This is a genomic window from Streptomyces sp. NPDC107575 (assembly GCF_055657265.1).
The window spans coordinates 244393-268828 of sequence record NZ_JBVKBG010000002.1 but is presented as its reverse complement, the minus strand read 5'-3'; the positions used below and the strand labels follow the sequence as shown (position 1 = coordinate 268828).

19 protein-coding genes are annotated in these 24436 nt (G+C 72.2%); 10 read left to right on the top strand and 9 right to left on the bottom strand.

Annotated elements, in window-relative coordinates; genetic code table 11:
• Nucleotides 1-78: 78 nt before the first annotated feature.
• The gene (locus tag ACZ7L4_RS07920) at nt 79-1668 is read left to right on the top strand and encodes an alpha/beta hydrolase (RefSeq protein ID WP_472100715.1); all 1590 of its coding nucleotides are present in this window, start codon (nt 79-81) and stop codon (nt 1666-1668) included.
• 74 nt (nt 1669-1742) lie between these two features.
• Here the strand turns inward: ACZ7L4_RS07920 and hemQ are convergent, their stop codons facing one another.
• The gene (gene hemQ, locus ACZ7L4_RS07915; RefSeq protein ID WP_472100713.1) at nt 1743-2474 is read right to left on the bottom strand and encodes a hydrogen peroxide-dependent heme synthase; all 732 of its coding nucleotides are present in this window, start codon (nt 2472-2474) and stop codon (nt 1743-1745) included.
• A 4-nt stretch (nt 2475-2478) separates the two neighbouring features.
• Nucleotides 2479-3978 (bottom strand): protoporphyrinogen oxidase, encoded by a 1500-nt coding sequence (gene hemG / locus ACZ7L4_RS07910; protein WP_472100711.1) that lies wholly within the window; start codon nt 3976-3978, stop codon nt 2479-2481.
• Nucleotides 3979-4130: 152 nt separating this feature from the next.
• On the opposite strand from hemG, the gene ACZ7L4_RS07905 reads away from it, so the two are divergent.
• Both ACZ7L4_RS07905 and ACZ7L4_RS07900 read left to right on the top strand, forming a co-directional pair.
• Nucleotides 4131-5063: a DUF4349 domain-containing protein gene (locus ACZ7L4_RS07905; protein WP_472100709.1), complete on the top strand. Its 933-nt coding sequence runs from the start codon at nt 4131-4133 to the stop codon at nt 5061-5063.
• 55 nt (nt 5064-5118) lie between these two features.
• Nucleotides 5119-6504: an FAD-dependent oxidoreductase gene (locus tag ACZ7L4_RS07900; protein WP_472100707.1), complete on the top strand. Its 1386-nt coding sequence runs from the start codon at nt 5119-5121 to the stop codon at nt 6502-6504.
• A gap of 38 nt (nt 6505-6542) precedes the next feature.
• Here ACZ7L4_RS07900 and ACZ7L4_RS07895 read toward each other — a convergent pair whose 3' ends face one another.
• The 5 genes from ACZ7L4_RS07895 to hemE all read right to left on the bottom strand — a co-directional run bounded on the left by ACZ7L4_RS07895 (nt 6543) and on the right by hemE (nt 12748).
• Complete coding sequence (locus ACZ7L4_RS07895) at nt 6543-7502, bottom strand: LysR family transcriptional regulator (protein ID WP_472100706.1); 960 nt, start codon at nt 7500-7502, stop codon at nt 6543-6545.
• 18 nt (nt 7503-7520) lie between these two features.
• Complete coding sequence (locus ACZ7L4_RS07890; RefSeq protein WP_472100704.1) at nt 7521-8738, bottom strand: acyl-CoA dehydrogenase family protein; 1218 nt, start codon at nt 8736-8738, stop codon at nt 7521-7523.
• A gap of 189 nt (nt 8739-8927) precedes the next feature.
• On the bottom strand, nt 8928-10148 hold the full coding sequence (locus ACZ7L4_RS07885; RefSeq protein ID WP_472100702.1) for a CaiB/BaiF CoA transferase family protein: 1221 nt from the start codon (nt 10146-10148) through the stop codon (nt 8928-8930).
• Complete coding sequence (locus ACZ7L4_RS07880; RefSeq protein WP_472100700.1) at nt 10145-11443, bottom strand: MFS transporter; 1299 nt, start codon at nt 11441-11443, stop codon at nt 10145-10147. The genes ACZ7L4_RS07885 and ACZ7L4_RS07880 overlap by 4 nt, the downstream gene beginning before the upstream one ends.
• A gap of 207 nt (nt 11444-11650) precedes the next feature.
• Complete coding sequence (gene hemE / locus ACZ7L4_RS07875; RefSeq protein WP_472100698.1) at nt 11651-12748, bottom strand: uroporphyrinogen decarboxylase; 1098 nt, start codon at nt 12746-12748, stop codon at nt 11651-11653.
• Between the two features lie 214 nt (nt 12749-12962).
• Here hemE and ACZ7L4_RS07870 point away from each other — a divergent pair, with 214 nt between their 5' ends.
• From ACZ7L4_RS07870 to ACZ7L4_RS07850, 5 genes are all read left to right on the top strand, one after another.
• Nucleotides 12963-13586 carry a DUF3000 domain-containing protein gene (locus ACZ7L4_RS07870; protein ID WP_472100696.1) on the top strand — a complete coding sequence of 208 codons (624 nt, stop codon included), beginning with the start codon at nt 12963-12965 and terminating at the stop codon, nt 13584-13586.
• Nucleotides 13587-13893: 307 nt separating this feature from the next.
• Nucleotides 13894-14556, top strand: coding sequence for a response regulator transcription factor (locus ACZ7L4_RS07865; protein WP_266602921.1), 663 nt, complete (start codon nt 13894-13896; stop codon nt 14554-14556).
• Between the two features lie 99 nt (nt 14557-14655).
• The gene (locus tag ACZ7L4_RS07860; RefSeq protein WP_472100695.1) at nt 14656-15963 is read left to right on the top strand and encodes an HRDC domain-containing protein; all 1308 of its coding nucleotides are present in this window, start codon (nt 14656-14658) and stop codon (nt 15961-15963) included.
• A 951-nt stretch (nt 15964-16914) separates the two neighbouring features.
• Nucleotides 16915-18141, top strand: a complete 1227-nt coding sequence (locus ACZ7L4_RS07855) for a thiolase family protein (protein ID WP_389274670.1) — start codon at nt 16915-16917, stop codon at nt 18139-18141.
• A complete protein-coding gene (locus tag ACZ7L4_RS07850; RefSeq protein ID WP_472100693.1) occupies nt 18138-20270 on the top strand; it encodes a 3-hydroxyacyl-CoA dehydrogenase NAD-binding domain-containing protein in 2133 nt (710 codons plus the stop codon). The genes ACZ7L4_RS07855 and ACZ7L4_RS07850 overlap by 4 nt, the downstream gene beginning before the upstream one ends.
• Before the next feature lie 92 nt (nt 20271-20362).
• On the opposite strand, the gene ACZ7L4_RS07845 is transcribed toward ACZ7L4_RS07850, so the two are convergent.
• Nucleotides 20363-21400 carry a hypothetical protein gene (locus ACZ7L4_RS07845; RefSeq protein WP_472100691.1) on the bottom strand — a complete coding sequence of 346 codons (1038 nt, stop codon included), beginning with the start codon at nt 21398-21400 and terminating at the stop codon, nt 20363-20365.
• Nucleotides 21401-21451: 51 nt separating this feature from the next.
• On the opposite strand from ACZ7L4_RS07845, the gene ACZ7L4_RS07840 reads away from it, so the two are divergent.
• Entirely contained in the window at nt 21452-21808 is a 357-nt protein-coding gene (locus tag ACZ7L4_RS07840) for an NYN domain-containing protein (RefSeq protein ID WP_472100689.1), read from the top strand.
• Between the two features lie 24 nt (nt 21809-21832).
• Here the strand turns inward: ACZ7L4_RS07840 and ACZ7L4_RS07835 are convergent, their stop codons facing one another.
• Nucleotides 21833-23377 (bottom strand): hypothetical protein, encoded by a 1545-nt coding sequence (locus ACZ7L4_RS07835; protein ID WP_472100687.1) that lies wholly within the window; start codon nt 23375-23377, stop codon nt 21833-21835.
• A gap of 139 nt (nt 23378-23516) precedes the next feature.
• On the opposite strand from ACZ7L4_RS07835, the gene ACZ7L4_RS07830 reads away from it, so the two are divergent.
• Nucleotides 23517-24428, top strand: a complete 912-nt coding sequence (locus ACZ7L4_RS07830; RefSeq protein ID WP_472100685.1) for an endonuclease/exonuclease/phosphatase family protein — start codon at nt 23517-23519, stop codon at nt 24426-24428.
• Nucleotides 24429-24436 lie beyond the last annotated feature (8 nt).

Here is a 24436-nt window from a genome sequence, read left to right as displayed (position 1 = left end):
ACCACGCATCAGGGTCATGGTTCCGACACCCACGACCTGGTCCTTTACTTGGCCGACGGCCGCCCCAAGGATCGAGCGATGCGAGCAGCCCCAGCCCTCTGCGCCACCGCGGGATCCCTGATCCTCTCGGCCCTGGTCACCGCCCCCTCCAGCGCCGCCGCACCCACGCCCCCGCCCGCTGCCGACACGGCGGGCACCACGATCGCCGCGCTGCGCGCCGCGGACGCGGGGATCCACTGGGGCACCTGCCCCAAGGTGGAGGACCTGCCGAAGCCGGTCCAGTGCGGCACCGTCACCGTCCCCCTCGACTACGCGCACCCGATGGGCAAGCAGATCAAGCTGACCGTCAGCCGCGCGAAGGCCACCGGCAAGAACACGGACAGGGCCAAGGGACGGAAGGTCGCCCGGCAGGGCTCGCTCGTCTTCAACCCCGGTGGTCCCGGCGGCAACGGCATGTACTTCCCGCTGGCCGGCACGCAGTCGGAATGGCGGCCCATCGGCGCCGCGTACGACCTGATCGGCTACGCGCCGCGGGGCGTGGGCCGGTCGGCGCCGCTGTCCTGCGAGGACCCGAAGAAGTACCTCAGGGGCCCGTCCGAGTCGCCGGTCCACCCCTCGGAGGCGTACAAGAAGAAGCGCGTCGCGCGGGCGAAGGCGTACGCGCGCGGGTGCGCCGAGCGCAACCCGGACATCGAGCACTACACGACGCTCAACAACGCCCGTGACCTGGACGTGCTGCGGGCCGCGCTCGGCGAGAAGAAGCTGACGTTCCTGGGCGCCTCGTACGGGACGTACATCGGGGCCGTGTACGCGGAGCTGTTCCCCTCGCACGTGCGGCGGATGGTCTTCGACTCCGCCGTCGACCCGTCCCCGAAGGGGATCTGGTACGCCAACAACCTCGAACAGTCGGCCGCCTTCGAGCGCCGCTGGACCGACTTCAAGGCGTGGGTCGCCCGCAACGACAGGACGTACCACCTGGGCGGGACGCCCGAGCGGGTCCAGGCCGCGTACGACAAGGTGCGCGCGGAGGTGTCCCGCGAGCCGGCCGGCGGCAAGGTCGGGCCCGCCCAGCTGCAGTCGGCGTTCCTGCAGGCCGGGTACTACGACGACTACTGGCCGCTGCGGGCCTACGCGCTGTCCGCCTACGCGAAGGGCGACCCGAAGCCGCTCGTCGACCAGGCCGCGCCGATCAAGGAGTCCGCGAAGGAGGACGAGAACAGCAACGCCGTCTACACGGCCGTGCAGTGCAACGACGCGTCCTGGCCGACGGACTTCCGCACCTGGGACCGCGACAACACGGCCCTGGCGAAGCGCGCCCCGTTCGAGACGTGGGACAACGCGTGGATGAACCTGCCGTGCGCGTACTGGTCGACGCCCCGCCAGGAGCCGCTGGACGTGCGCACCGCCCCCGGCGAACTCCCGCCGACACTCATCCTCGCGGCCGAGCGGGACGCCGCGACGCCGTACAAGGGCGCCCAGGAACTGAACCGCCGCCTGGCGGGCTCCGCCCTGGTGACCGAACGCAAGGCGGGCACCCACGGCATCGGCGCGGGCCCCAACAAGTGCGTCAACGGCCGCCTGGACGCGTATCTCCTCAGCGGAGAGCTGCCGGAGGGTGGGGCGGCGGCGTGCGCGCCCCACAAGGAGCCGAAGCCGTTGGGCAAGTAACACCCAGCCGGGGGCGGGGTCTCGGGGCTCTGCCCCGGACCCCGCTGCTCAATCGCCGCAGGGGCTTGAATTGGCTACGCGAGCCCAGCCACCAGATCCGCGACAGACTTCCGGCGCCCCGTGTAGAACGGAACCTCCTCACGGACGTGCCTCCGCGCCTCGGACGCCCGCAGATGCCGCATCAGGTCGACGATCCGGTGCAGCTCGTCCGCCTCGAACGCGAGGATCCACTCGTAGTCGCCGAGCGAGAAGGACGCGACCGTGTTGGCCCGCACGTCCGGGTAGCCGCGCGCCATCTTGCCGTGGTCGGCGAGCATCTTGCGGCGCTCGTCGTCGGGCAGCAGGTACCAGTCGTAGGAGCGCACGAACGGGTAGACCGAGATGTAGTCGCGCGCGTTCTCGTCGGCGAGGAACGCCGGGATGTGCGAGCGGTTGAACTCGGCGGGGCGGTGCAGCGCCATGTTCGACCACACCGGCTCGAGCGCGCGGCCCAGCTTGGTGCGGCGGAACAGGTTGTACGCCTCCTGCAGCTGGTCGGCCGTCTCGGCGTGCCACCAGATCATGAGGTCGGCGTCGGCGCGCAGACCGGACACGTCGTACGTGCCTCGGATCGTCACGTCCTTCGCCTCGAGCTGGTCGAACAGCTCCTGGACCTCGTCGGCGTACCCGGCGCGGTCCTCCGGGAGCACGTCCTTCAGCTTGAAGACGGACCAGAGGGTGTAGCGGATGACCTCGTTGAGGTCCTTGGCCAGCTTGCCCTTGTTCGGAACGCGGGCGGCCTCGGGGGTGGTGGCGTCGTCACTCATGTCCTCATTCTCCCGCTCCGCCGTGCATGCTCTGCACCGGGTCGGCCTTCAGCTCGTCGAGGGCCGCGGTGTCGCCGCTCAGCATGTCCACGGCGGCGTACGCGCCGGCGATGCACGCCGGGATGCCGACGCCGTCGTACGCGGCGCCGCACACGGCGAGGCCGGGCACGGCGGCGATGTGCTCGCGGATCCGGTCGACGCGGGCCGCGTGCCCGACGGGGTACTGGGGCAGTCCGTCCTTCCAGCGCGTGACGTGCGCGTCGACGGGCGCGACGTTCAGTCCGGTGGCCTCGCGCAGGTCCTGGCGGGACAGGTCGACGAGGTCGCTGTCGTCGCGGGCGAGGTCCTTCTCGTCGCCGTACCGGCCGACCGAGGTGCGCACGACCATCAGGTCGGGGTTCTGCTCGGCGATCCAGCCCCACTTGCGGGAGGCGAAGGTCGCGGCCTTGATCGTGTGACCGTCGACCGGCGGGACGAGGAAGCCGCTGCCCTCGGGGAGGTCCGCCTCGGACTTCCGGAACGCCATCGTGATCAGAGCCATGGAGGCGTACTCGATGCGGCGCAGCTCCTGGGAGGCCATCGGGGACGCGGTGCGCAGGACGCTCGCGGCGGCGCTCGCCGGGAGCGCGACGATCACCTGGTCCGCCTCGAAGGTGCGGCCCGACTCGGTGCCGAGGCGCCACTGCGACGCGCCTTCGGTGTGTCCGCGGGAGGTGAGGGACGTGGCGCGCTCGCCGAGCAGGATCTCGCCGCCCTTGGCGCGCACGGCGTCGGCGACCGCCCCCGGCAGTGTGCCGATGCCGCCGTCGATGCCCATGAACACGGGGCCGGTCTGCTGGTTGGCCGCAGCGCGCTCCTGGATGGCGCGGACCGCCTCCGTCAGCGACACATGACGGCCCGCCTCCTCGAACAACTGCGGTACGGCGCTGCGCAGGGAGATCAGGTCGGCGTCGCCCGCGTAGACGCCGCCGAGCAGCGGTTCGACGAGCCGGTCGACGACCTCGCGGCCCAGGCGCGCGGCGACGTACCGGCCGACGGAGACGTCCTCGCCGAGGTGGGTGGGCGGCAGGTGGTCGTCGCGGCGGATGCGGCGCAGCCCCTCGTCCGAGAGCACCCCTTCGAGCGCCTCCGCGGTGCCGGGCACGCCCATGACGTGGCCCTTCGGCATCGGGCGCAGGGCGCCGCGGGTCCAGATCGAGGCGGTCGCCGTGGACGGTGGCTGCAGCCGGTCGCCGAGGCCCACCTCGCGGGCGAGGCCGACCGCCTCGGGCCGGCGGGCCAGCATCGACTCGGCGCCCAGGTCGACGCGCGCGCCGGCGATCTCGCCCGTACGCAGCTTGCCGCCGAGCCGGTCGCCGGCCTCCAGGACGGTCACCTGGACCCGCTCGCCCCCGTCGAGCAGTCGGTGGGCGGCCGCGAGGCCCGCGATGCCGCCGCCGATGACGAGGACTTTCCTGCCCCGCCTGTCCCGACCCGTCTTCGTCACAGTGTCCGCTTCACGCATGCCCCCACTTTGTCAGAACGTCAGCTTCGGATTGACGCCTGTGGACGTGTCCCGACCGTGACCGGTTCGGGACCGCTCGGCAACCACCGTTCGGGGGACTCGCGCGTCGAAGGGACGTCCGATCACCGGCACGTCCCTCGGGGGTTACGTCCATGCGCTTTCCCAGTACGAAGACACGCAACACCGGGCCACGCCGTCCACTGGTCCTGCTCGCCGCGGCACTGTTCGCGCTGGCGCTCGCGCTGACGGGTTGTTCGGGGGCGGGCGACGACGGGGGCGCGAAGAGCGCGGCCGGCGACGCGGACGGCGCGGCCCGCGGCGACGTCAGCGCGCCCGGCGGCAAGTCCAGCTCCTCCACCGGCCAACAGGCCAAGAAGCCGCCGAAGCTCACCGGCGTCCACATCATCCGCACCGCCCATCTCTCCGTACGCGTCAAGGACGTCCCGGACGCGCTCGACCGGGCCCGTACCGCCGCCGAGAACGCGGGCGGCATGATCGGCGACGAGACGACCGACCGCGACGGCCACGGCCACGAGCGCTCCCGCGTGACCCTGCGCGTACCGCAGGAGTCGTACGAGGAGGTGCTCGACGAACTCGCGGGCAGCGGGCGCCTGTTGGAGCGGAACGTGACGGCGAAGGACGTCACGGACCAGGTCGTGGACGTCGAGAGCCGGATCAAGTCGCAGCGGGCGAGCGTGGCGCGGGTGCGGGAACTCATGGACCGAGCGGAGAAGTTGAGCGACGTGGTGACCCTGGAGAGCGAGCTGGGCACGCGCCAGTCGGAGCTGGAGGCGCTGCTCGCACAGCAGGACTCCCTGAAGAACCGCACGACCCTCGCGACGATCACCCTGCGCCTGACGGAGCCCTCCCCTCCGGCCGCTCCCGCGCAGGACGAGGACCCCACCCTCCTGGACGCCTTGTCGGGCGGCTGGAACGCCTTCACGACCGGCCTGAAGTGGATCGGTATCGCGGTGGCGGCAACCCTCCCGTTCGCAGCGGTGCTGGGTGCAGCGGTATTCCTGTTCATCCGATTCGCACGCCGCAGGTCAAGCCCCTCCGGTCTTTCAAGCCCCTCCGGCGATTGAGGAGCGGGGCCCGGGGCAGCGCCCCGCGACCGCACCCCCGGGCTAGCGTAAACAGATGACCACCGACACCCCACCCGAACGCCTCATCGTGATCGGCGGCGACGCCACCGGCATGTCCGCCGCATCGCAGGCCCGCCGCCTCAGGACCCCCGCCGAACTGGAGATCGTGGCCTTCGAACGCGGCCACTTCACGTCGTACTCCGCGTGCGGCATCCCGTACTGGGTCGGCGGACAGGTCGAGTCCCGGGACGAGTTGATCGCCCGCACCCCCGAGGAGCACCGGGCCCGCGACATCGACCTCCGCACCCGTACGGAGGTGACGGAGATCGATGTGGCGGGCCGCCGGGTGCGCGCCCGCGGCCTGGACGACGGGGCCGAGTCCTGGACCTCGTACGACAAGCTCGTGATCGCGACGGGTGCCAGGCCGGTCCGCCCCGACCTGCCCGGCATCGACGCGCCGGGCGTGCACGGCGTGCAGACGCTCGGCGACGGCCAGGCACTGCTCGACACGCTGCGGGCCACGAAGGGACGCAGGGCGGTCGTGGTCGGCGCCGGATACATCGGCGTGGAGATGGCCGAGGCGCTGATCCACCGCGGGTACGAGGTGACGGTGGTGAACCGCGGCGCCGAGCCGATGTCGACGCTCGACGCGGACATGGGCCGGCTCGTGCACGAGGCGATGACCGGCATGGGCATCACCATGGTCGACGACGCCGAGGTGACGAAGATCCTCACCGGGGACGACGGACGCGCCTGCGCGGTGGCCACGGACGACGCCGAGTACCCGGCGGACGTGGTGGTGCTGGGCATCGGCGTGCGCCCGGAGACGACCCTCGCCCGGGAGGCCGGGCTGCCGCTCGGCGCGTCCGGCGGACTCCTCACGGACCGGGCGATGCGGGTGCGCGGCCACGAGGACATCTGGGCGGGCGGCGACTGCGTGGAGGTCCTGGACCTGGTGTCGGGCAGCGAACGCCACATCGCGCTGGGCACCCACGCCAACAAGCACGGCCAGGTCATCGGCTCCAACGTCGGCGGGGACTACGCGACGTTCCCCGGCGTCGTCGGCACGGCCGTCAGCAAGGTGTGCGACCTGGAGATCGCCCGCACGGGCCTGCGCGAGAAGGACGCACACCGCGCGGGCCTGCAGTACGTGACCGTCACGATCGAGTCGACCAGCAGGGCGGGCTACTACCCCGGCGCGGCCCTGATGACGGTGAAGATGCTGGCGGAACGCCGCACGGGCCGCCTCCTCGGCGTCCAGATCGTGGGCCGCGAGGGCGCGGCGAAGCGGGTCGACGTGGCGGCGGTCGCCCTGACCGCGGGCATGACGGTGGAACAGATGACGGCCCTGGACCTGGGTTACGCGCCCCCGTTCTCACCGGTGTGGGACCCGGTCCTGGTGGCGGCCCGCAAGGCGGTGGCAGCGGTGCGGAAGGGCTGACACCGGTCCGGCGCACCGGCTGCCCGGCGCGTACCGGCTCAGAGCGCCGCCTCTCGCGCCGCGACGACCGCGTCCACCAGGCCGAGACCGGACTCGGTGCCCGCCGCGATGGCGTCGAACCAGGCCTGCAGCGCCAACCGCACGTCGGCCACGAACTGCTGCGCGGCCGGGGCCAGTTCACCGGCGCGGTGCACGACTCCGAACGGCGACTCGATGAGCGGGTCGGTCTCGACGACCTCGGCCCCGGCGTCGAGCGCCGCCGCGCACATCCGCAGCGGCAGGAACGCCTGGAACCCGGACCTGAGCACGAAGGTCAACTGCGCGTTCCTGCTGGGCACGGTCGCGCCGGTCGTCGGGGCGACGCCGTGCGCGGCGAGCGCCGCCTGCACGGCGTCCTCCTCGTTGCGGGTGATCTGGCGGCGGGCGAGCGGCAGGTCACCCAGCTCGGCGAGGGGGACGCGCCGGGCGCCACCGTGGCCCGGCGGACGTACCAGCAGCAGCCGCTGCACCCCCAGCTCGATGAAGTCGAGATCGCCGCGGAGTTCGTCGGGGGCGAGCGTGAAGCCCAGTTCGGCCCGCCCGTCGGCGACCGCCGCCACGAGTTCGTGCCGGGAGCCGACCTCGCTGATGTCGAGCCGGACGGCCGGGTACGCGCGCGTGAACCCGCCGGCCCAGGAGGCCACCGCCTCCCCGGACATGTCGGGTGTGCACATCACCGTGAGCACGCCCCCGCCGACCTCGCGGGCGCTGCGCATCGCGTCCTGGACGGCGACCACGTCGTCGAGCACCCGCCGGGCCAGCGGCACCAGCTGTCGCCCCGCGGACGTGGGAACGAGGCGGCGCGCGGTGCGGTGGAACAGCTCGACCTTCAGCTCGCGCTCCAGGGCCCGGATGGACCCGGACACGGTGGGCTGCGACAGGTACAGGCGCTCGGCGGCGCGCCCGAGGCCGCCGTGGTCCACCACGGCCAGAAACTGCTCCAGCTGCCTCAGCTCCACCGGGTCTCCCTCGAAGTGCTACACCCCCGCGGCTGCTCCGCGGGTGACACGGTAAGTGTCCGGAAGCGTCCCGTCCACGGCGACCTGCCTGGTCACGGCCCGGCCGAGGTTGCGCTCGTGGACCGGGGACGACCCCTCGTAGATCCGCAGCGCCCGTACGTCGCGCCACATGCGCGGCACGGGGTGGTCGCCGACGATGCCCTCGCCGCCGAGGAGCTGGACGCAGCGGTCCGCGACGCGGCTCGCCGTCTCGGAGGCGAACAGCTTGGCGGCTGCGATGCGGTGGCGCGGCACGGTCCCGGAGTCGAAGGCACGCGCCGCCTCCATCGTCAGGGCGCGGGCGGCCTCCAGGTCGGCGAAACAGCGTCCGAGGTCGGCCTGGACGGCGCCGAGGTCGGCGAGGGGCGCCCCGAACTGCTCGCGCCCCGACAGGTGCCGCGAGGTCTCCTCCAGCATCCGGGTGGCCTGGCCCACGCAGGTGGCGGCGACGTGCAGCCGGGCGTGGTTGATGCCGCGCAGCGCGGCCCTGAACCCGGCGCCGAGTTCGCCGCCGAGCAGCGCGGAGTCGGCCACGCGGACGCCGACCAGGTCGATCTCGGCGACCGGCGCCTCGGCGTGCCCGTTCATACGGGTGGGCAGCCGGGTCGTGACACCTTCGGTGTCGCGCGGCACGAGGAACGCGGAGACGCCCGCGGCCCCCTCGCCGGGCTCTCCGGTACGGGCGAACACCACGAGCTCGTCGGCCCAGTGGGCGTTGGTGATGTAGCGCTTGTGCCCGTCGATGACCCAGCCGCCGTCGACGCGGCGGGCGGTCGTGGTGAGCGATCCGGCGTCCGAACCGGCACCGGGCTCGGTGAGCGCGAACGCCGTGACGTGCTCCCCTGCCGCCATCTTCGGCAGCATGCTCTCGCGCTGCGCCTCGGTGCCGTGGTCGAGGATCGCCTGCGAGCACAGCCCGATGACGGTGGAGAACCGCGACCGGTACACGCACGAGGCGCGGGTGAACTCCATGGTCAGCCGGACCTGTTGGCTCATGGACCAGTCGAGCCCGCCGAGCCGTCGCGGTATCGACACACCGAAGAGCCCGTTCCGGGCGAGCGCCGCGAGCACGTGCTCGGGCACCTCCCCCGCTTCCACCATCTCCTGTTCGGCGGGGATGAGCACGTCGTCGGTGAGCCGGGCGACGCGCTCCAAGTACGCCTCGAAGCCGAGCTCGAACACATCGGGGTCGATCATGCGGTTCCTCCTACGGGGTGGTGGTGACGGGTGACGAGGGGCCGCCCCCGCCTGGGCAAGTGCTGACGACGGGGCGCGCCCCCGCCTTGGGCAATCTGCCGCCTAATGGGGTCTCCCCTGCTCGGAGCTTGTCGGAGAGCTTGGGGAAGGCAGGGTGGGCAAGGCAGCGCCCCCGGTGCGGCGCACCGATTACGAGGGGCCCGGCCCCGGCGCGGCGGGCGCGAGATCCGGCGCCGCCACCACAACCCCACCGTCGACCAGCGCCCCGACCTCCCGCTCGCCGCGCCCGAGTTCCGCGAGGATCCGCCTCGTGTGCTCCCCGGCCCGCGGCGCCGGCGGCGTACTCGCGGGACGCCGTCCACCGACCGAGAACGCGGTGGTCGGCGCGGTGCCCCCGGCACCGCAGTCCGCGATCAGCCCGGAGGCCCGTACATCGGGATCGTCGGCGAGCTCGTCGAAGCGCCGCACGGCCCCGCACACGATCCCCGCGCCGCGCAGCCGCTCCAGGGCCTCGTCCCGGTCGAGCCGGCCGAGCGTGTCGTGCAGCAGACCGAGGAGTTCGGGCCGGTGCTCGACCCGCGCGGGGTTGGTGGCGAACCGCGGGTCACCGGCCAGCTCCGGCCGCCCGATCACCGCGCACAGCGCCGCGAACTTCTCCGCCGTGTACGCGGACAGGACGAGCGCCCCGCCGTCCCGGGTCCGCACCAGGTCCGCGGCGGGCGCCGCGAGCGCCTGCCCGTTGCCGCGCCGCGTCGGCACGGTGCCGCTCAGCCCGTGCTCGGCCCAGGTGGACGCCTGGGCGTGCACGACGGCCTCCATGAGCGAGGTCTCCACGACGTCGCCCCGGCCCGTGCTCGCGCGCTGCAACAGCGCGGCGAGGACACCCGACGTAAGGGCCTGCGCGGCGAGCACGTCCGCCACCGCGAAGCCCACCCGCTGCGGATCCCCGTCCGCCGCCCCCGTGAGGTCCATGACGGCGAACTCGGCCTGCGCCGCGATGTCGAGGCCGACCCGGTACGCCGAGGGGCCCCGCGTTCCGAACCCGGTGACGAAGCCGTAGACGAGCCGTGGGTGGCGGGCGAGCAGCGCGTCCGGGCCGAGGCCGAGCCGCTCGCTGACGCCGTGCCGGAAGTTGTGCAGCAGTACGTCCGCGGTGGCGAGCAGCTCGCGGACCACGGCCTCGCCCTCGGGCGCGCGCAGGTCGACGGCGATGCTGCGCTTGCCCCGGTTGTTGGCGCGGACCATCGCGGTGCCGAAGGGGCCGATGCCGCGCGCCTGGTCGCCCGCGAGGGGTTCCACCTTGATGACGTCGGCGCCGAGGTCGGCGAGGTTCTGCCCGGCTCCGGGCGCGGCGATGTACTGCCCGAAGTCGAGGACACGGAGCCCGTGCAGGGGGCGCTCGGCGCTCATCGGCCCGCCTCCACTGCGGCGGCCCTGCGCCGCGCCGTCTCGGCGAGCAGCACCTCGCGCGAGCGCGCCGGGTTCAGCAGCAGCCCGCCCGCGACGGCGAAGACGCAGATGGTGATGCCGACGACCAGGAACCCGTCGGCGTACCCCTGCGAGACGGTGTCCGCGGCGTCCACGATGACGCCGAGCAGCCACGGCGCGACGATCCCCGCGACGCTGTACGCGGCGATGATGCAGCCGAAGAAGCCGGGCCGGTGCCTGCGCGGCAGGAAGTCGGCGGCGCCCGCGAACGCGACCGAGAACGCGACGCTGTTGATGGAGAACGCGGCGACCACCAGGGCCAGTTGGAGCCCGCCCGGCGGGACCTGTGTGAAGGCGATCATGGCGACGCCCGCGAAGCACAGATAGCCCATGGTCAGGAACCCGCGCGCGGCCCGCGCCGAGCGCCCGGCCCTCAGCATCCGCCCCGAGATCAGCCCGGCGGTGAGCAGCACGACGATCGCGAGCCCGTACGGGAGCGTGGCGAGGAGCCCGACGGTGCCGCGCGAGTAGCCCATCCCGTCGTGCAGGAACGACGGCAGCCAGGACACCTTGAGCGAGGAGATGAGGTACCCGGCGAAGGAGAGCAGCGCGAGCCCCCAGAAGCTGCCGGTGCGCAGGAGCGAGGTCAGCGGTACGTCGATGTCACCGTTCGGGTCGGCCTCCGCCGTCACGGGCCCGGCGGCGCGCGGCCCCATCCCCGGCTCCCGCCGCGTCACGACCAGCCACAGCACGGCCCACAGCGCCCCGACGGCGACGAGCACGACGAACGCCGCGTGCCAGGTCCACGTGATGATGACCCAGGTGAGCACGGGCGTGGCGACCAACGGCCCGACGGAGGACCCCGCGTTGACGACCGCCCCCGCGAACGCCCGCCGCTCGGCCGGGAAGCGGTCCGCCACGACGGACTGGCACAGGGCGTGCGCCGGGCCCTCGAAGAAGCCGAGCACCATCCGCGAGGCGATCACCACGCCCACCGTGGTGGGCACGGTCAGCGGCGCCATGCTGGCCACCCACGCGATCATGAGCCCGGCCGCCGACCAGCGCCAGCCGATCCGCCGGAAGAACAGGGCGAGGACGACGGCGCCCGCCGCGAACAGCCAGAAGAAGGCGCTCGACATCAGGCCGTACTGGGCGGCGGTGAGCCCGAGGTCCTTCTCCAGGTCGGGCGCGGCGAGCCCGATGGCCGCCTTGTCGGCGAAGTTCAGGGTGAAGAAGGCCAGCAGCAGGCCGATGATCCACCAGTCCCTCGAGGACACCCCTCGACGGGACCCGGGCGTTTTCGCCGTCCCGGCCCCGGCCGCCGCCTGCGACGCTGCATGCGCGGTCACGTCCACCTCCACGGTCCCGCGCCACCGGGTGGGGTGGCGCACCGCACAGGCAATCGGAGGTGGCGGGCGCGAACAATGCCGGTTCCCCGCAGGGGCCCTTCGGCGATTCCGAAGAGACCCCCGCGGCGGCGCGGACTACTTGGCGGTCTGCGTGTGCACGTACTCCACGAGCCGGGTCAGCGCGTCCGGGTCGGTGTTCGGGGGTACGCCGTGGCCGAGGTTGAAGACGTGGCCCTCCAGGCCCGCGGCGGCGTCGAGGACCTCGCTGGCCTTGGTCTCGACGGCCTCGGGGGTGGAGAACAGGATGGCCGGGTCGAAGTTGCCCTGGAGCGCCTTGCCGGGGCCGACGCGGCGTGCGGCCTCGTCGAGCGGGACGCGCCAGTCGACGCCGACGACGTCCGCTCCGGCCTCGCCCATGAGCCCGAGCAGCTCGCCGGTGCCGACGCCGAAGTGGATGCGCGGCACGCCGTAGGGGGCGACGGAGTCGAAGACCTTGGCCGACGCCGGCATCACGGAGCGGCGGTAGTCGGCGGGGGCGAGGGCGCCCACCCAGGAGTCGAACAGCTGGACGGCGCTGGCGCCGGCCTCGATCTGCACCTTCAGGAACGCGGAGGTGATGTCGGCGAGCCGGTCGAGCAGGTCGGCCCAGAGCTGCGGGTCGCCGTACATGAGCGCCTTGGTGTGCTCGTGGTTGCGGGACGGGCCGCCCTCCACGAGGTAGCTGGCGAGCGTGAACGGGGCGCCCGCGAAGCCGATCAGCGGCTTCTCGCCGAGCTCGGCGGTGAGCAGCCCCATGGCCTCGGTGACGTACCAGACGTCCTCGGGGGTGAGGTCCCGCAGCTGGGCCAGGTCGGCGCGCGAGCGGATCGGGTTGGCGATGACCGGGCCGACTCCGGGCTTGATGTCGAGGTCGACGCCGATGGCCTTGAGCGGCACGACGATGTCGCTGAAGTAGATCGCCGCGTCGACGTCGTGCCGGCGCACCGGCTGCATCGTGATCTCGGCGACCAGCTCGGGCCGCATGCAGGAGTCCAGCATCGCGATGCCCTCGCGCACCTTGTGGTACTCGGGCAGCGAGCGACCGGCCTGGCGCATGAACCACACCGGCGTGTGCGGCACGGGCTCGCGCCTGCAGGCCTTGATGAAGGCGGAATCCCTGGTGGTCTTCGCCGCCTTCGTGGCTTGGTACGTCGCTGACGGCTGCTGGCCCGTGGCCTCGGTATTGGCACTCACACCCGAAAGTTTCGCACGCCCGCGCCGTCGCCTGTGAAGGACATGGGGAAGGGGGCTCCCTCAGGGGTGTCCCTCCCCGCGCGCGGGGCTCGCTCCCCTTAACCTTCCCGGCATGGCTGCGGCTCAGGGACGACGGTCGGACGACGAGCGCGACGACCACAACACGACAGGCGGGATGAGTGAATCGGTGCGGGAGGGGCAGAACGCTCGGGACATGAACGCTGCACAGGAGCACGACCCCACCCCGCCCGCCTTCCGTACGGCGGTCGACGCCCTGCGGTCCGCGCGGCTCCGCCCGGAGATCGAGATCGACCCGACGCGGCCGCCGCAGCGCCTGGCCCCCTTCTCGTACGCGCTGGAGGCCGCGGTCGTCGACGGTGACGAGGACCTGGCCGACGGCCGGCTCGTCCTGCTGCACGATCCGGCGGGGCACGAGGCCTGGCACGGCACCTTCCGGCTCGTGACGCTCGTGCGGGCCGAGCTGGAGCCCGAGATGGCCGCCGACCCGCTGCTCCCCGACGTCTCCTGGTCGTGGCTGACGGGCGCGCTGCAGGCCCGCGGCCTCTCGTACGGAGAGCCTTCGGGAACGGTCACCCGGGCGAGTTCGCACTACTTCGGCGGGCTCGGCGACCGGGCGCCCGCCTCGCAGATCGAGATCCGGGCGTCGTGGACGCCGCGCGAGGGCCTGGGCGGCGTACCGGACACGGCGGCGCATCTCGCGGCGTGGTGCGAGGTGCTGTGCCAGATCGCGGGGCTTCCGCCGGTGGCGGCGGGGCCGCAGGGCCCGGACGGTGCGGTGGTGACGCTGCCGCAGCGGCGGGGGCCGCGACCTTCCTGACCCCGATTCGCAGGGTCGCTTTTCGGCCGCGTCGGAGCTGCTCCGACGCGGCCTTCTCATGTTTCGGGTCCTTTCGAAATGGCCCTGGACCGTCGGATTTGGTTCGATTGAATGCGACTCGTGACTATTCGCCACCCTTTCGAATGATCGCTAATGTGTCCGAATTGCTCGCATTGTTACTCACCAAATCGTGATCATTCTCTAAAGGCGGGCGGGTTTGGTGCCGAAGGTTGCTGTGACCTTGAAAGCACGGTTCATCCCCGGCTTCATCCCCGAGCCGGCTCCGTCCCGCACCCCAGGAGGCCTGGTGTCCGTTCTCCTCGAGCAGCCCTCAAGCCTGGTCGCCTACCGCCCGAACAAGCCGACCGCGATGGTGGTCGTGGCCGACCCCCGCGTCCGTTCCACCGTGACCCGCCACCTGTGGGCGCTCGGTGTTCGTGACGTGATCGAGGCCTCGTCCGTCGCGGAGGCTCGTCCCCGCATCGGCAACCCTCGCGACATCTGCGTCGCCGACGTCCACCTCCCCGATGGATCCGGCCTGACGCTCCTCTCCGAAACCCGAGCCGCGGGCTGGCCCAACGGGCTCGCCCTCTCCGCCGCCGACGACATCGGCGCCGTGCGCAATGCCCTCGCGGGCGGCGTCAAGGGCTATGTCGTCACCGGCACCCGTACGAACATCGGCCTGCCCACCCGGCCCGGCGCCGCCCCGATCGGCGCCGCGGCCGCCCGTATGCACCGTCGCCCCCCGGGTGCCCCGAGCCACCCGGGCGGCTACCGCGAACTGTCCGGACGCGAAGTGGAGGTGCTCCGGCTCGTCGCCGAGGGCCAGTCGAACAAGGCCATCGGCGTCTCCATGGGCCTGTCCGCCCTGACCGTCAAGAGCCACCTCGCCCGCATCGCGCGCAAGCTCGGCACGGGTGACCGGGCCGGGATGGTGGCGGTCGCGCTGCGCACCGGCATCATCCACTGATCGACCCGTGGCCGGATTCGTCCGGTTTACTACAGCACGGCGCCCGTCGACGTAACGTTCCGTCGACGGGCGTCGTGCGTTCACAGATACTCTTGACAGGTGACCGACGCCCAAGAGACCGCAGCAGACAGTTCACTGCGCACCACCGGAGGCGCCCCTCTGGACGACGGCGGATCTTCTGCTGAAGGATCTGTTGGTTCAGTCGACGGTGCGCCCACCCCCCTGCTCGAACCCCGCGAGGGCATCCCGCCGGTGATCGCCGACGAGGCCTCGCTCGCCGATGTCGTCGCGGCCTTCGCCGCGGGCACAGGCCCTGTCGCCGTCGACGCCGAGCGCGCGTCCGGCTACCGCTACGGGCAGCGCGCCTATCTGGTGCAGCTGCGCCGCGAGGGCGCGGGCACCGCGCTCATCGACCCGGTGGCCTGCCCCGACCTCTCCTCGCTCGGCGAGGCGATCGGCGACGCCGAGTGGGACCTGCACGCCGCCACCCAGGACCTGCCGTGTCTGCGCGACATAGGCATGCGGCCCGCGCAGCTCTTCGACACGGAGCTCGCCGGGCGGCTCGCCGGGTTCCCCCGGGTCGGCCTCGGCGCGATGGTCGAGAACGTGCTCGGCTACGTACTGGAGAAGGGCCACTCCGCCGTCGACTGGTCGACGCGCCCGCTGCCCGAGCCCTGGCTGCGCTACGCCGCGCTCGACGTCGAACTCCTCGTCGACCTGCGCGACGCGCTGGAGAAGGAGCTCGACCGGCAGGGCAAGCTGGAGTGGGCCCACGAGGAGTTCGACGCCATCGCCTCGGCCCCGCCCGCGCCGCCGCGCAAGGACCCGTGGCGGCGGACGTCCGGCATGCACAAGGTGCGGCGCCGGCGTCAGATGGCGATCGTCCGCGAGCTGTGGACGGCGCGCGACCAGGTCGCGCAGCGGCGGGACGTCTCGCCGGGCAAGGTGCTCGGCGACTCGGCGATCGTCGAGGCGGCGCTCGCGGTGCCGCCCAATGTGCACGCCCTGTCCGCCCTGCCCGGCTTCGGCCACCGCATGGGCCGGCGGCAGCTCGAGCAGTGGCAGGCCGCGGTCGACCGGGCGCGGGCCCTGTCGGACGCCGAGCTGCCGCAGCCGGGCCAGCCCACGACGGGGCCGCCGCCGCCCCGCGCCTGGGCCGACAAGGACCCCGCCGCGGCGGCCCGCCTCTCGGCGGCGCGCGCGGCGGTCACGGCGCTGGCCGAGACGCTGTCCATGCCGCAGGAGAACCTGATCACGCCGGACACCGTGCGGCGGGTGTGCTGGGAGCCGCCGGAGTCGATCGACGCGGAGTCCGTGGCGGAATCGCTCCGCTCCCACGGTGCGCGCAACTGGCAGGTCAACCAGGTGACGCCGGTCCTCGTCCCGGCGCTCGCGTCCCGCGTCTGACCGGAACATCCGCCGCGACGCGCCCTCCGGGCTGACCGGGGGGGCGCGTCGACGTGGGCACGGGTCAGCCCGCCCCTACGCCACGGGGCTCCGCCCCGGACCCCGCGCCTCAATCGCCGGCGGGGCTGGAATTTCCCGGCCTCGCGGACCGGGTTCGCCGCACGGGCGCCACGGAGCTCGATCCCCCTCCCCCGGCACCGGCACCGGCACCGGCACCGGCACCACGCTCCCGTGCCGCCGCCCATCTCCCACCCACCCGCCCCCTCCGGGGGCGTCGGCCTCCCGGGGCTCGGCACCCCGCCGCAAACAACCGGCCACCCCCACGACTGCCCACCCGTCACGGTCGACCGCCCTGCCTCGGGCACCCCCTCCGCCCACACGCCCCCCACCCGTTGCGGTCGACCGCCCCCGCCTCGGGCAATCTGCCGCCGCCACGGCTCCCCACCCATTGCGGTCAACCGCCCCCGACTTGGGCAATCTGCCCCCACACGGCTCCCCACCCGTTGCGGTCAGCCCCCACCTCCTCGGGCAACCTGCCGCCCACACGGCTCCCCACCCATTGCGGTCGACCGCCCCCGACTTGGGCAATCTGCCGCCTTGGGCGGCAGGGTGGGCAAGGCGGCGCCCCGGTGCCGCGCAACCAGGGCGACTGGCGCCGACCCCGGCAAGAGCCCCAACCCCCGGCGCCGCGCGCGCATCGCTACGGGCGCCGACCCCGGCACAGCCACCCACCCCCGGCGCCGCACAAAGACGCCAACCGGCCCCCGACACCACCCCACCCCGACCGCACCGCAAATGTGACCTTCGCCGCTCCGGCCGAGGGGGCTTCAAGACTTGGTTACTCGCAAGTAGCATGACGGTATTCGCAGCGCACCGTCCGCGTACCCAAAAACCGGGATACCGGACACGCGCCGCGCGGCAGCGCATTCCCGCACCTGGAGGAGAGCCATCGTGCCTCGTACCGTCAGGGACGTCGTCTTCGTCGACGGCGTCCGCACCCCGTTCGGCAAGGCGGGCCCGAAGGGCATCTACCACGAGACCCGCGCCGACGACCTGGTCGTCAAGTCCATCCGGGAGCTGCTGCGCCGCAACCCGAACCTGGACCCCGCCCAGATCGACGAGGTCGCCGTCGCCGCGACCACGCAGATCGGTGACCAGGGCCTGACCATCGGCCGCACCGCGGGCATCCTCGCGGGCCTGCCGCAGTCGGTCCCCGGCTACTCCATCGACCGCATGTGCGCGGGCGCGCTCACGGCCGTCACCACCACCGCGGGCTCCATCGCCTTCGGCGCGTACGACGCGGTCATCGCGGGCGGTGTCGAGCACATGGGCCGCCACCCCATGGGCGAGGGCGTGGACCCCAACCCCCGCTTCGTATCGGAGAAGCTGGTCGACGAGTCCGCCCTCTTCATGGGCATGACCGCCGAGAACCTGCACGACCGCTACCCGCACATCACCAAGCAGCGCGCCGACGAGTACGCCGTGCGCTCGCAGGAGAAGGCGGCGAAGGCGTACGCGAACGGGAAGATCCAGCAGGACCTCGTCCCGATCTCCGTGCGCAACACCAACTCCGAGGTCGGCGAGACCGGCTGGGGCCTGGTCACGGCCGACGAGCCGATGCGCCCGGGCACCACCCTGGAGAGCCTCGCGGGCCTCAAGACCCCGTTCCGTACGCACGGCCGCGTCACGGCCGGCAACGCGGCCGGTCTCAACGACGGCGCGACGGCCTCGATCATCGCCTCCGAGGACTTCGCCCGCGAGAACAACCTCCCGGTCAAGATGCGCCTCGTCTCCTACGCCTTCGCGGGCGTGGAGCCGGAGGTCATGGGCTACGGCCCGATCCCGGCCACGGAGAAGGCCCTCGCCAAGGCGGGCCTGTCCATCGAGGACATCAACCTCTTCGAGATCAACGAGGCGTTCGCCGTCCAGGTCCTCGCCTTCCTCGACCACTACGGCATCGCCGACGACGACGCGCGCGTCAACCAGTACGGCGGCGCCATCGCGTACGGCCACCCGCTCGCCTCCTCCGGCGTCCGTCTGATGACGCAGCTGGCCCGCCAGTTCGAGGAGCAGCCGGAGGTCCGCTACGGCCTCACGACCATGTGCGTCGGCTTCGGCATGGGCGCCACGGTCATCTGGGAGAACCCGCACCACAAGGACGCCGGAGGCGACAAGTGAGCACCACCACCGCTGAGCTCCTGAAGGGCGCATCCGCCCTCTTCCCCGACGAGGTCGTCACGTCGGCGCACGTACGCCACCTCGACCTGCCGTACGGCGCGGGCAAGTTCGCCCTCATCACGCTGGACAACGGCCTGGACCACACCAAGCCGACCACCTTCGGCCCGGCCTCGCTCGCCAACCTGAACGCGGCGATCGACCAGGTCGAGAAGGAGGCCGCCGAGGGCGACATCGTCGGCGTCGGCGTCACCGGCAAGCCGTTCATCTTCGCGGTCGGCGCCGACCTCAAGGGCGTCGAGCTGCTGAAGAAGCACGACGACGCGCTCGCCATCGGCAAGGGCGGCCACGAGGTCTTCAAGCGCCTGTCGGGCCTGGCCGTTCCCACGTTCGCGTACTACAACGGCGCGGCGATGGGCGGCGGCGTCGAGGTGGGTCTCCACTGCTCGTACCGCACCGTCTCGAAGGCCCTCCCGGCCTTCTCGCTGCCCGAGGTCTTCCTCGGCCTGGTTCCCGGCTGGGGCGGCTGCGCCCTGCTCCCGAACCTGATCGGCGCGGACAAGGCCGTCTCGGTCATCATCGAGAACAGCCTCAACCAGAACAAGCAGCTCAAGGGCGTGCAGGTCTACGAGCTGGGCATCGCGGACGCGCTGTTCGAGGGCGCCGACTTCCTGGAGCAGTCGCTGCTCTGGACCGCTGACGTCCTCAAGGGCAACGTCAAGGTCGAGCGCCCCGACGTCGACCGCGGCGAGGCCTGGGACCAGGCCGTCGCGCGCGGCAAGTTCATCGCCGACAGCAAGGTGCACGGCGCCGCCCCGGCCGCGTACCGCGCCCTCGACATCATCGCGAACGCGAAGTCCGGTGACCTGCAGGCCGGTTTCGACGCCGAGGACCAGGCCCTCGCGGACCTGATCATGGGTGGCGAACTCCGCTCGGGCATCTACGCGTTCAACCTCGTCCAGAAGCGCGCCAAGCGCCCGGCCGGCGCCCCGGACAAGAACCTGGCGCGCCCGGTGACGAAGGTCGGCGTCGTCGGCGCGGGCCTGATGGCTTCGCAGCTCGCCCTGCTCTTCCTGCGCCGCCTCGAGGTCCCGGTCGTCCTCACGGACATCGACCAGGAGCGCGTGGACAAGGGCGTCGGCTACGTCCACGCCGAGATCGAGAAGCTGCTCGGCAAGGGCCGCATCAACCAGGACAAGGCGAACCGCCTCAAGGGCCTGGTCTCCGGGGTCCTCGACAAGGCGGACGGATTCGCGGACGCCGACTTCATCATCGAGGCCGTCTTCGAGGAGATCGGCGTCAAGCAGCAGGTGTTCGCGGAGGTCGAGGCGGTGGCCCCGGCCCACGCGATCCTGGCGACAAACACCTCCTCCCTCTCCATCACGGAGATGGCCTCGAAGCTCAAGCACCCCGAGCGCGTGGTCGGCTTCCACTTCTTCAACCCGGTCGCGATCCTCCCGCTCCTGGAGATCGTCCGCGGCGAGCAGACGGACGACGCGGCGCTGGCGACGGCGTTCGGCGTGGCCAAGAAGCTGAAGAAGACGGCTGTTCTCGTCAAGGACGCGCCCGCGTTCGTCGTGAACCGCATCCTGACCCGCTTCATGGGCGAGATCCAGAACGTCATCGACGAGGGCACCCCGGTGGCGGTGGCGGAGAAGGCGGTCGAGCCCCTGGGCCTGCCCATGTCTCCCCTGGTCCTCCTGGAGCTGGTCGGCCCGGCCATCGGCCTGCACGTCTCCGAGACCCTGAACCGCGCCTTCCCGGACCGCTTCAAGGTCTCCCCGAACCTGGCGGCCGTGGTGAAGGCCGGCAAGCGCGGCTTCTACGTCTACGACTCCGGCAAGCCGGAACTGGACCCGGAGGTCGCCGCGCTCCTCGAGCAGGGCGACGTCGTCCTGTCCGAGGACCAGGTCCGCGACCGCGTCCTCGACGCGGTGGCCCAGGAGATCCGCCTGATGCTCGACGAGAACGTCGTCGCCGAGGCCCAGGACATCGACCTGTGCCTGATCACGGGCGCCGGCTGGCCCTTCCACCTGGGCGGCATCACGCCGTACCTGGACCGCGAGGGCGTCTCCGAGCGGGCCACCGGGAAGAAGTTCCTGGAGGCCGGGGTGGCTTCGGTCCCGGCGTAATGGTGCGCTGCTGACGCAGACAGACATGACTGTGACGGCTGCGGACGAATATTGCGTCCGCAGCCGTCACAGTTCCATGTGGCTCGGGAGCCTCAGCCCACGCCCTGCCAAGCCTCGAACGCCAGCCCGGGCTCGCCGCTCTTCCGCCGCGAGAGGCGGAGCCGCCCGGGATCGCCCGGAGCCCAACTCCCCGCCACGACCCGGCCGTCCCGCCCCTCCGCGAGCGCGACCCGCGCATCCGCCGGAAGCTCCGGCCCGGACTCGGCCCACCAGGCCCCCGCGGACTCCGTCTCGGTGGGATACGCGGCGAAGGCGACCCGCCCTCCGGCCGTGCGCTGAGCGAGCAACGTACAGTCCACGCCGTCCAGTTGGCACCGCACGGCGGAAACGGCCCCGGGCCCGACCGCATCCAGCACCCGCACGGGCGCCTCGCTCCCGCGCCAGGCACACACGGCACCGTCCTCATCGGTGAAGAACAGGGTGGTGTGCTCGGCGGACGTGGCGAGAGCACACAGCGTCCCGGGCCGGGCGGCAGCGGGCTCCGGCTTCTCGTCCCGTACGAGGGTCTGCCCCGCCTTCTCCTGACGCCACCTCAGAATGCCCCCGTCGCCCGTGACCGCGTACAAGGTGACGAGCCCCGACTCCCCTGTCACGGCGGCGAGTTCCCCGCGCACGTCCTCCCCCTTGAGGTCCCGCCACGGCCCCCAGCCGCCCTTCTCCTCCTGCATCCGCAGGCTCACCCCGCCACCCTTGTTGCACACGAAGACGTGGGCACGCCCCTGCGCGTCGACGGCGACGGCGGGCGGACCCGTGCGGTCGCCCTTCTTGTTCGGGTGACCGATGGGCAGCCAGTCGAGCGCGGAGAGGTGCGGCTGAAAATGCGTCGAGTGCACGAGCCCGGCCTCACCGGGAACGGTGGGCCGCCAGGCGACGAGGTGGGCATACCCCTGATCGCTGCGGGCGACGGCCCCGCCCGGGTGCACGCGCTGCTCACCGCCGACGGTGCGGGGCGGTGACCAGGGGCCTTCGGGGTACTCCTCTGCGCGGCAGACGACCGCGTCCTCTTCGGGGGCGTACGCGTACGCGGAGAGGACGCCACCGCGCCCACGGATCAGCCAGTCGCCGTTCACCTTCCCAGCCTATGCCGCACCTCACGACCACTACGTGCCACCCTGGCCCCCATGAACGAAGTACTGGTGGTCGACGGCGCGAACGTCGTCGGTTCCGTGCCCGACGGCTGGTGGCGGGACCGGCGGGGGGCTGCGGAGAGGCTGCGGGATCGGCTGGTGGGGTACGCGGAGCGAACGAGTGCCGAGGTGGTACTTGTGGTCGAGGGCGCCGCCCGAGGCGTGGAGTCCGTGCCGGCCGTGCGGGTCGAGTCGGCGGAAGGCAGCGGGGACGACCGCATCGTGGAGATCGTGGCGGAGCTGAGCGGTCGGCCGTGCACCGTCGTGACCGCCGACCGTGAACTTCGTCGGCGCGTCGAAGAGTTGGGCGCGCGGTGCGTGGGGCCGCGGACGGTGTACGGGGCCGGGTGACCGGCCTGTACACCGTCCGCCGGGTCAGTAGCTGCCGCCGTAGTACCCGTGGGACGACGCACCGGCCGTCACGCCCATGACGCTGAACGGCACCTGGGAGATCGGGGTCTCGCCACCGAAGGCATCGAGGACGACGACGTCGACGACGTGTGCGCCCGGCGTCCACTCCCAGCCGGAGTCCCAGGACCAGCGGCCGTCCTGTCCCACCGCAGCACTGCCGAGCGGGGTGCCCTGCTCCCGGAACCCGACCTGCACGGCACCGGCCGCGGTTCCGGTGAACAGCACCTGCGGCCCCGTGACTTGTTCGTAGGCGGCGGGAGACAGGACGGCGGACGCCGCCCCGTTCGGGGCGAGCGGCCGGGAGCCCGCGCCGTGCAGGAGACCGGCCGATGTCGCGACCGGACTTCCGGTACCTTCACGGCCGGGTTCCGCCGCCGCACCGTCCACCGCGGTGAAGAGCACCTCGGTCCGCTCCGACTGGAAGCCGTTGGCGTCCAGCGAGAAGATCTTCACCGGGTGCTTGCCCTTGCTCCAGGCGCGGCCGAGCTCCCACGACCAACTGCCGTCCGGTGCCACGTCCGTCTGGCCGAGGAACTTTCCGTGCTCCCAGACGCTGACCCGCACCGCCCCGGGGGCGACCCCGGTGAACCACACGGACTGTCGCGGCACCTCGGCCTGGAACGCGGGGGCCGTGACCGTCGGGGACGGGAACTCCGCACCCCGCATGACGGAGGTGGATGCCAGGTAGGCGTCGATACGGGTGCGGTCGCGGCCGGGTTCCTCGAATCCGTTGCGGACCAGTCCCATGCGCGGTGCGATCCCGTCGATCAGCATGTTGGCGATCCCCATGAGGACCGGCACATTGCGGCCGGCGACCTGGGTGTGGTCGGCGATGTGCGGGGAGTCGCTGAAGACGAAATTGAAGTTCTCGTACGAGCCGAAGAGCCGCAGGTACGGCTCGATCTGCGTGGGGTACTGCTCGTCCTGCGCGGACGACATCAGGTAGATGTTGGCGGCTCGGCCGGCCCCCGATGCGACGAGGTCCGGGATCAGCGCGTCCACCATGCGCACGTTCTCCTCGGGCACGGCCTCACCGAGCATGAACCGGGCCACCCCGGGATGCACGTCCCGCACGTACGACCCGATGGCGAACTGCGGGGTGATGGCCACGATGTTGCGGAATCCGTACTTCAAGCCGAAGTAGAGGGCCGCGCTCCCGCCCTTGGACCCTCCCCACATGGTGACGGATTCCGGTGTGAGGTCGAGGGACTTCATCACCTTCGATATGAGCGTGATGACGGACTGCTCGACCGAGAAGTCCATGCCCTTGCAGAGGTAGTAGGTCCGGTTCCCGTCGAACTTGTCGCGGATCCAGAGGATGTTCGCCCTCAGCTTGTCGAAGACGCCATTGGACCAGCCGTAGTCCTGGTGCGCGGCGAAGTTGGCGAACACCACGACGAGATGCCGGTTGCCCTTCTGCGCATGGGCGAACCGGTACTCCACCGGGTGTCCCCCGGACGTCTCGATCCCCGAGAGCACCTTCCGTCCCGGCGCGGCTGCTTTGGACATGTACGGACTCCCACTCTCAGATGTCTCGGAGGTACTGCGGCGTCGGCTGGACGCGGTGGTCGCTGCGCGTCGGACGCCGTAGGAATGTCGATACGGCATGACATTGGCGCTCTGTCAGCAGATCGGCCATCATGCCTGAATGCTTCCGACGTCTCCCCGGCCGATGCCGGGGCGCCTCCGGCGCCGTGTGTCGGCCGCCCTCGGCCTGTTCGCGGCGTTGTTGGCCGGCGCGGTGGTGCTGACCGCGGTGCAGACGGCCGAACCGACCCGCTCGCACGCGGGCGCTCGCACTCTGACCGTGGCCACGTGGAACATGTGCGGCGTCGAGCGCTGGCACTGCGACGGGACCGGGGGCCGGCGGGCCAAGCGGGCCGAAGCGGTGCGCCTCGCGACCGCCCAGGGCGCGCGCGTGGTGTTCCTCCAGGAAGCGTGCGCCTCCGACGTCTCGGCGGTGCGTACGAACCTGGGCCGCTCCTGGCACTCGGTGTTCCGCCCCTACACCTGGCGCAGCAAGGCAGGCCGCACGAGCACCGTGCGGTGCGGCTCCGGCAGCGGTGACGCGGCCGGTTTCGCCATGCTGTCCGCGTATCCGCTGTCCCATGTGCGCACGGTCGCCTCGCGCCAGCCGACGGCGGGACTGCGCCGCGGCATCGTGTGCGCCTCGGTGGCCACCCACCGGATCACGGTCTGCAACGCCCATCTGAGCAGGCCCGGTGACGACCTCGTCCACCCTCAATGGGAGCTGCGGGACGACCAGTTGAAGGCGCTCACCGCGGCCGCACGCGGCAGGCGTGCGGTGTACGGCGGCGACCTGAACGTGGACCCGCCGAGCGGCCGCACCCCCGTCGCCTGGGTGTGGCCGTCGGCGCCCTACGGGACGCAGCGCGAGTGCGACCAGCGGTCGGCCTCGGACCGCTCCGGCCGGGCCACCCATGTCAGCGGGCACAAGCTCGACTACCTGTTCACGGGTTTGCCGAGGGCGGGTTGCACGGTGCGCGACACCGGCGACTCGGACCACTTCGCCGTCCTGCTCCGAGTACGCACCGGCTGAGGCGGACC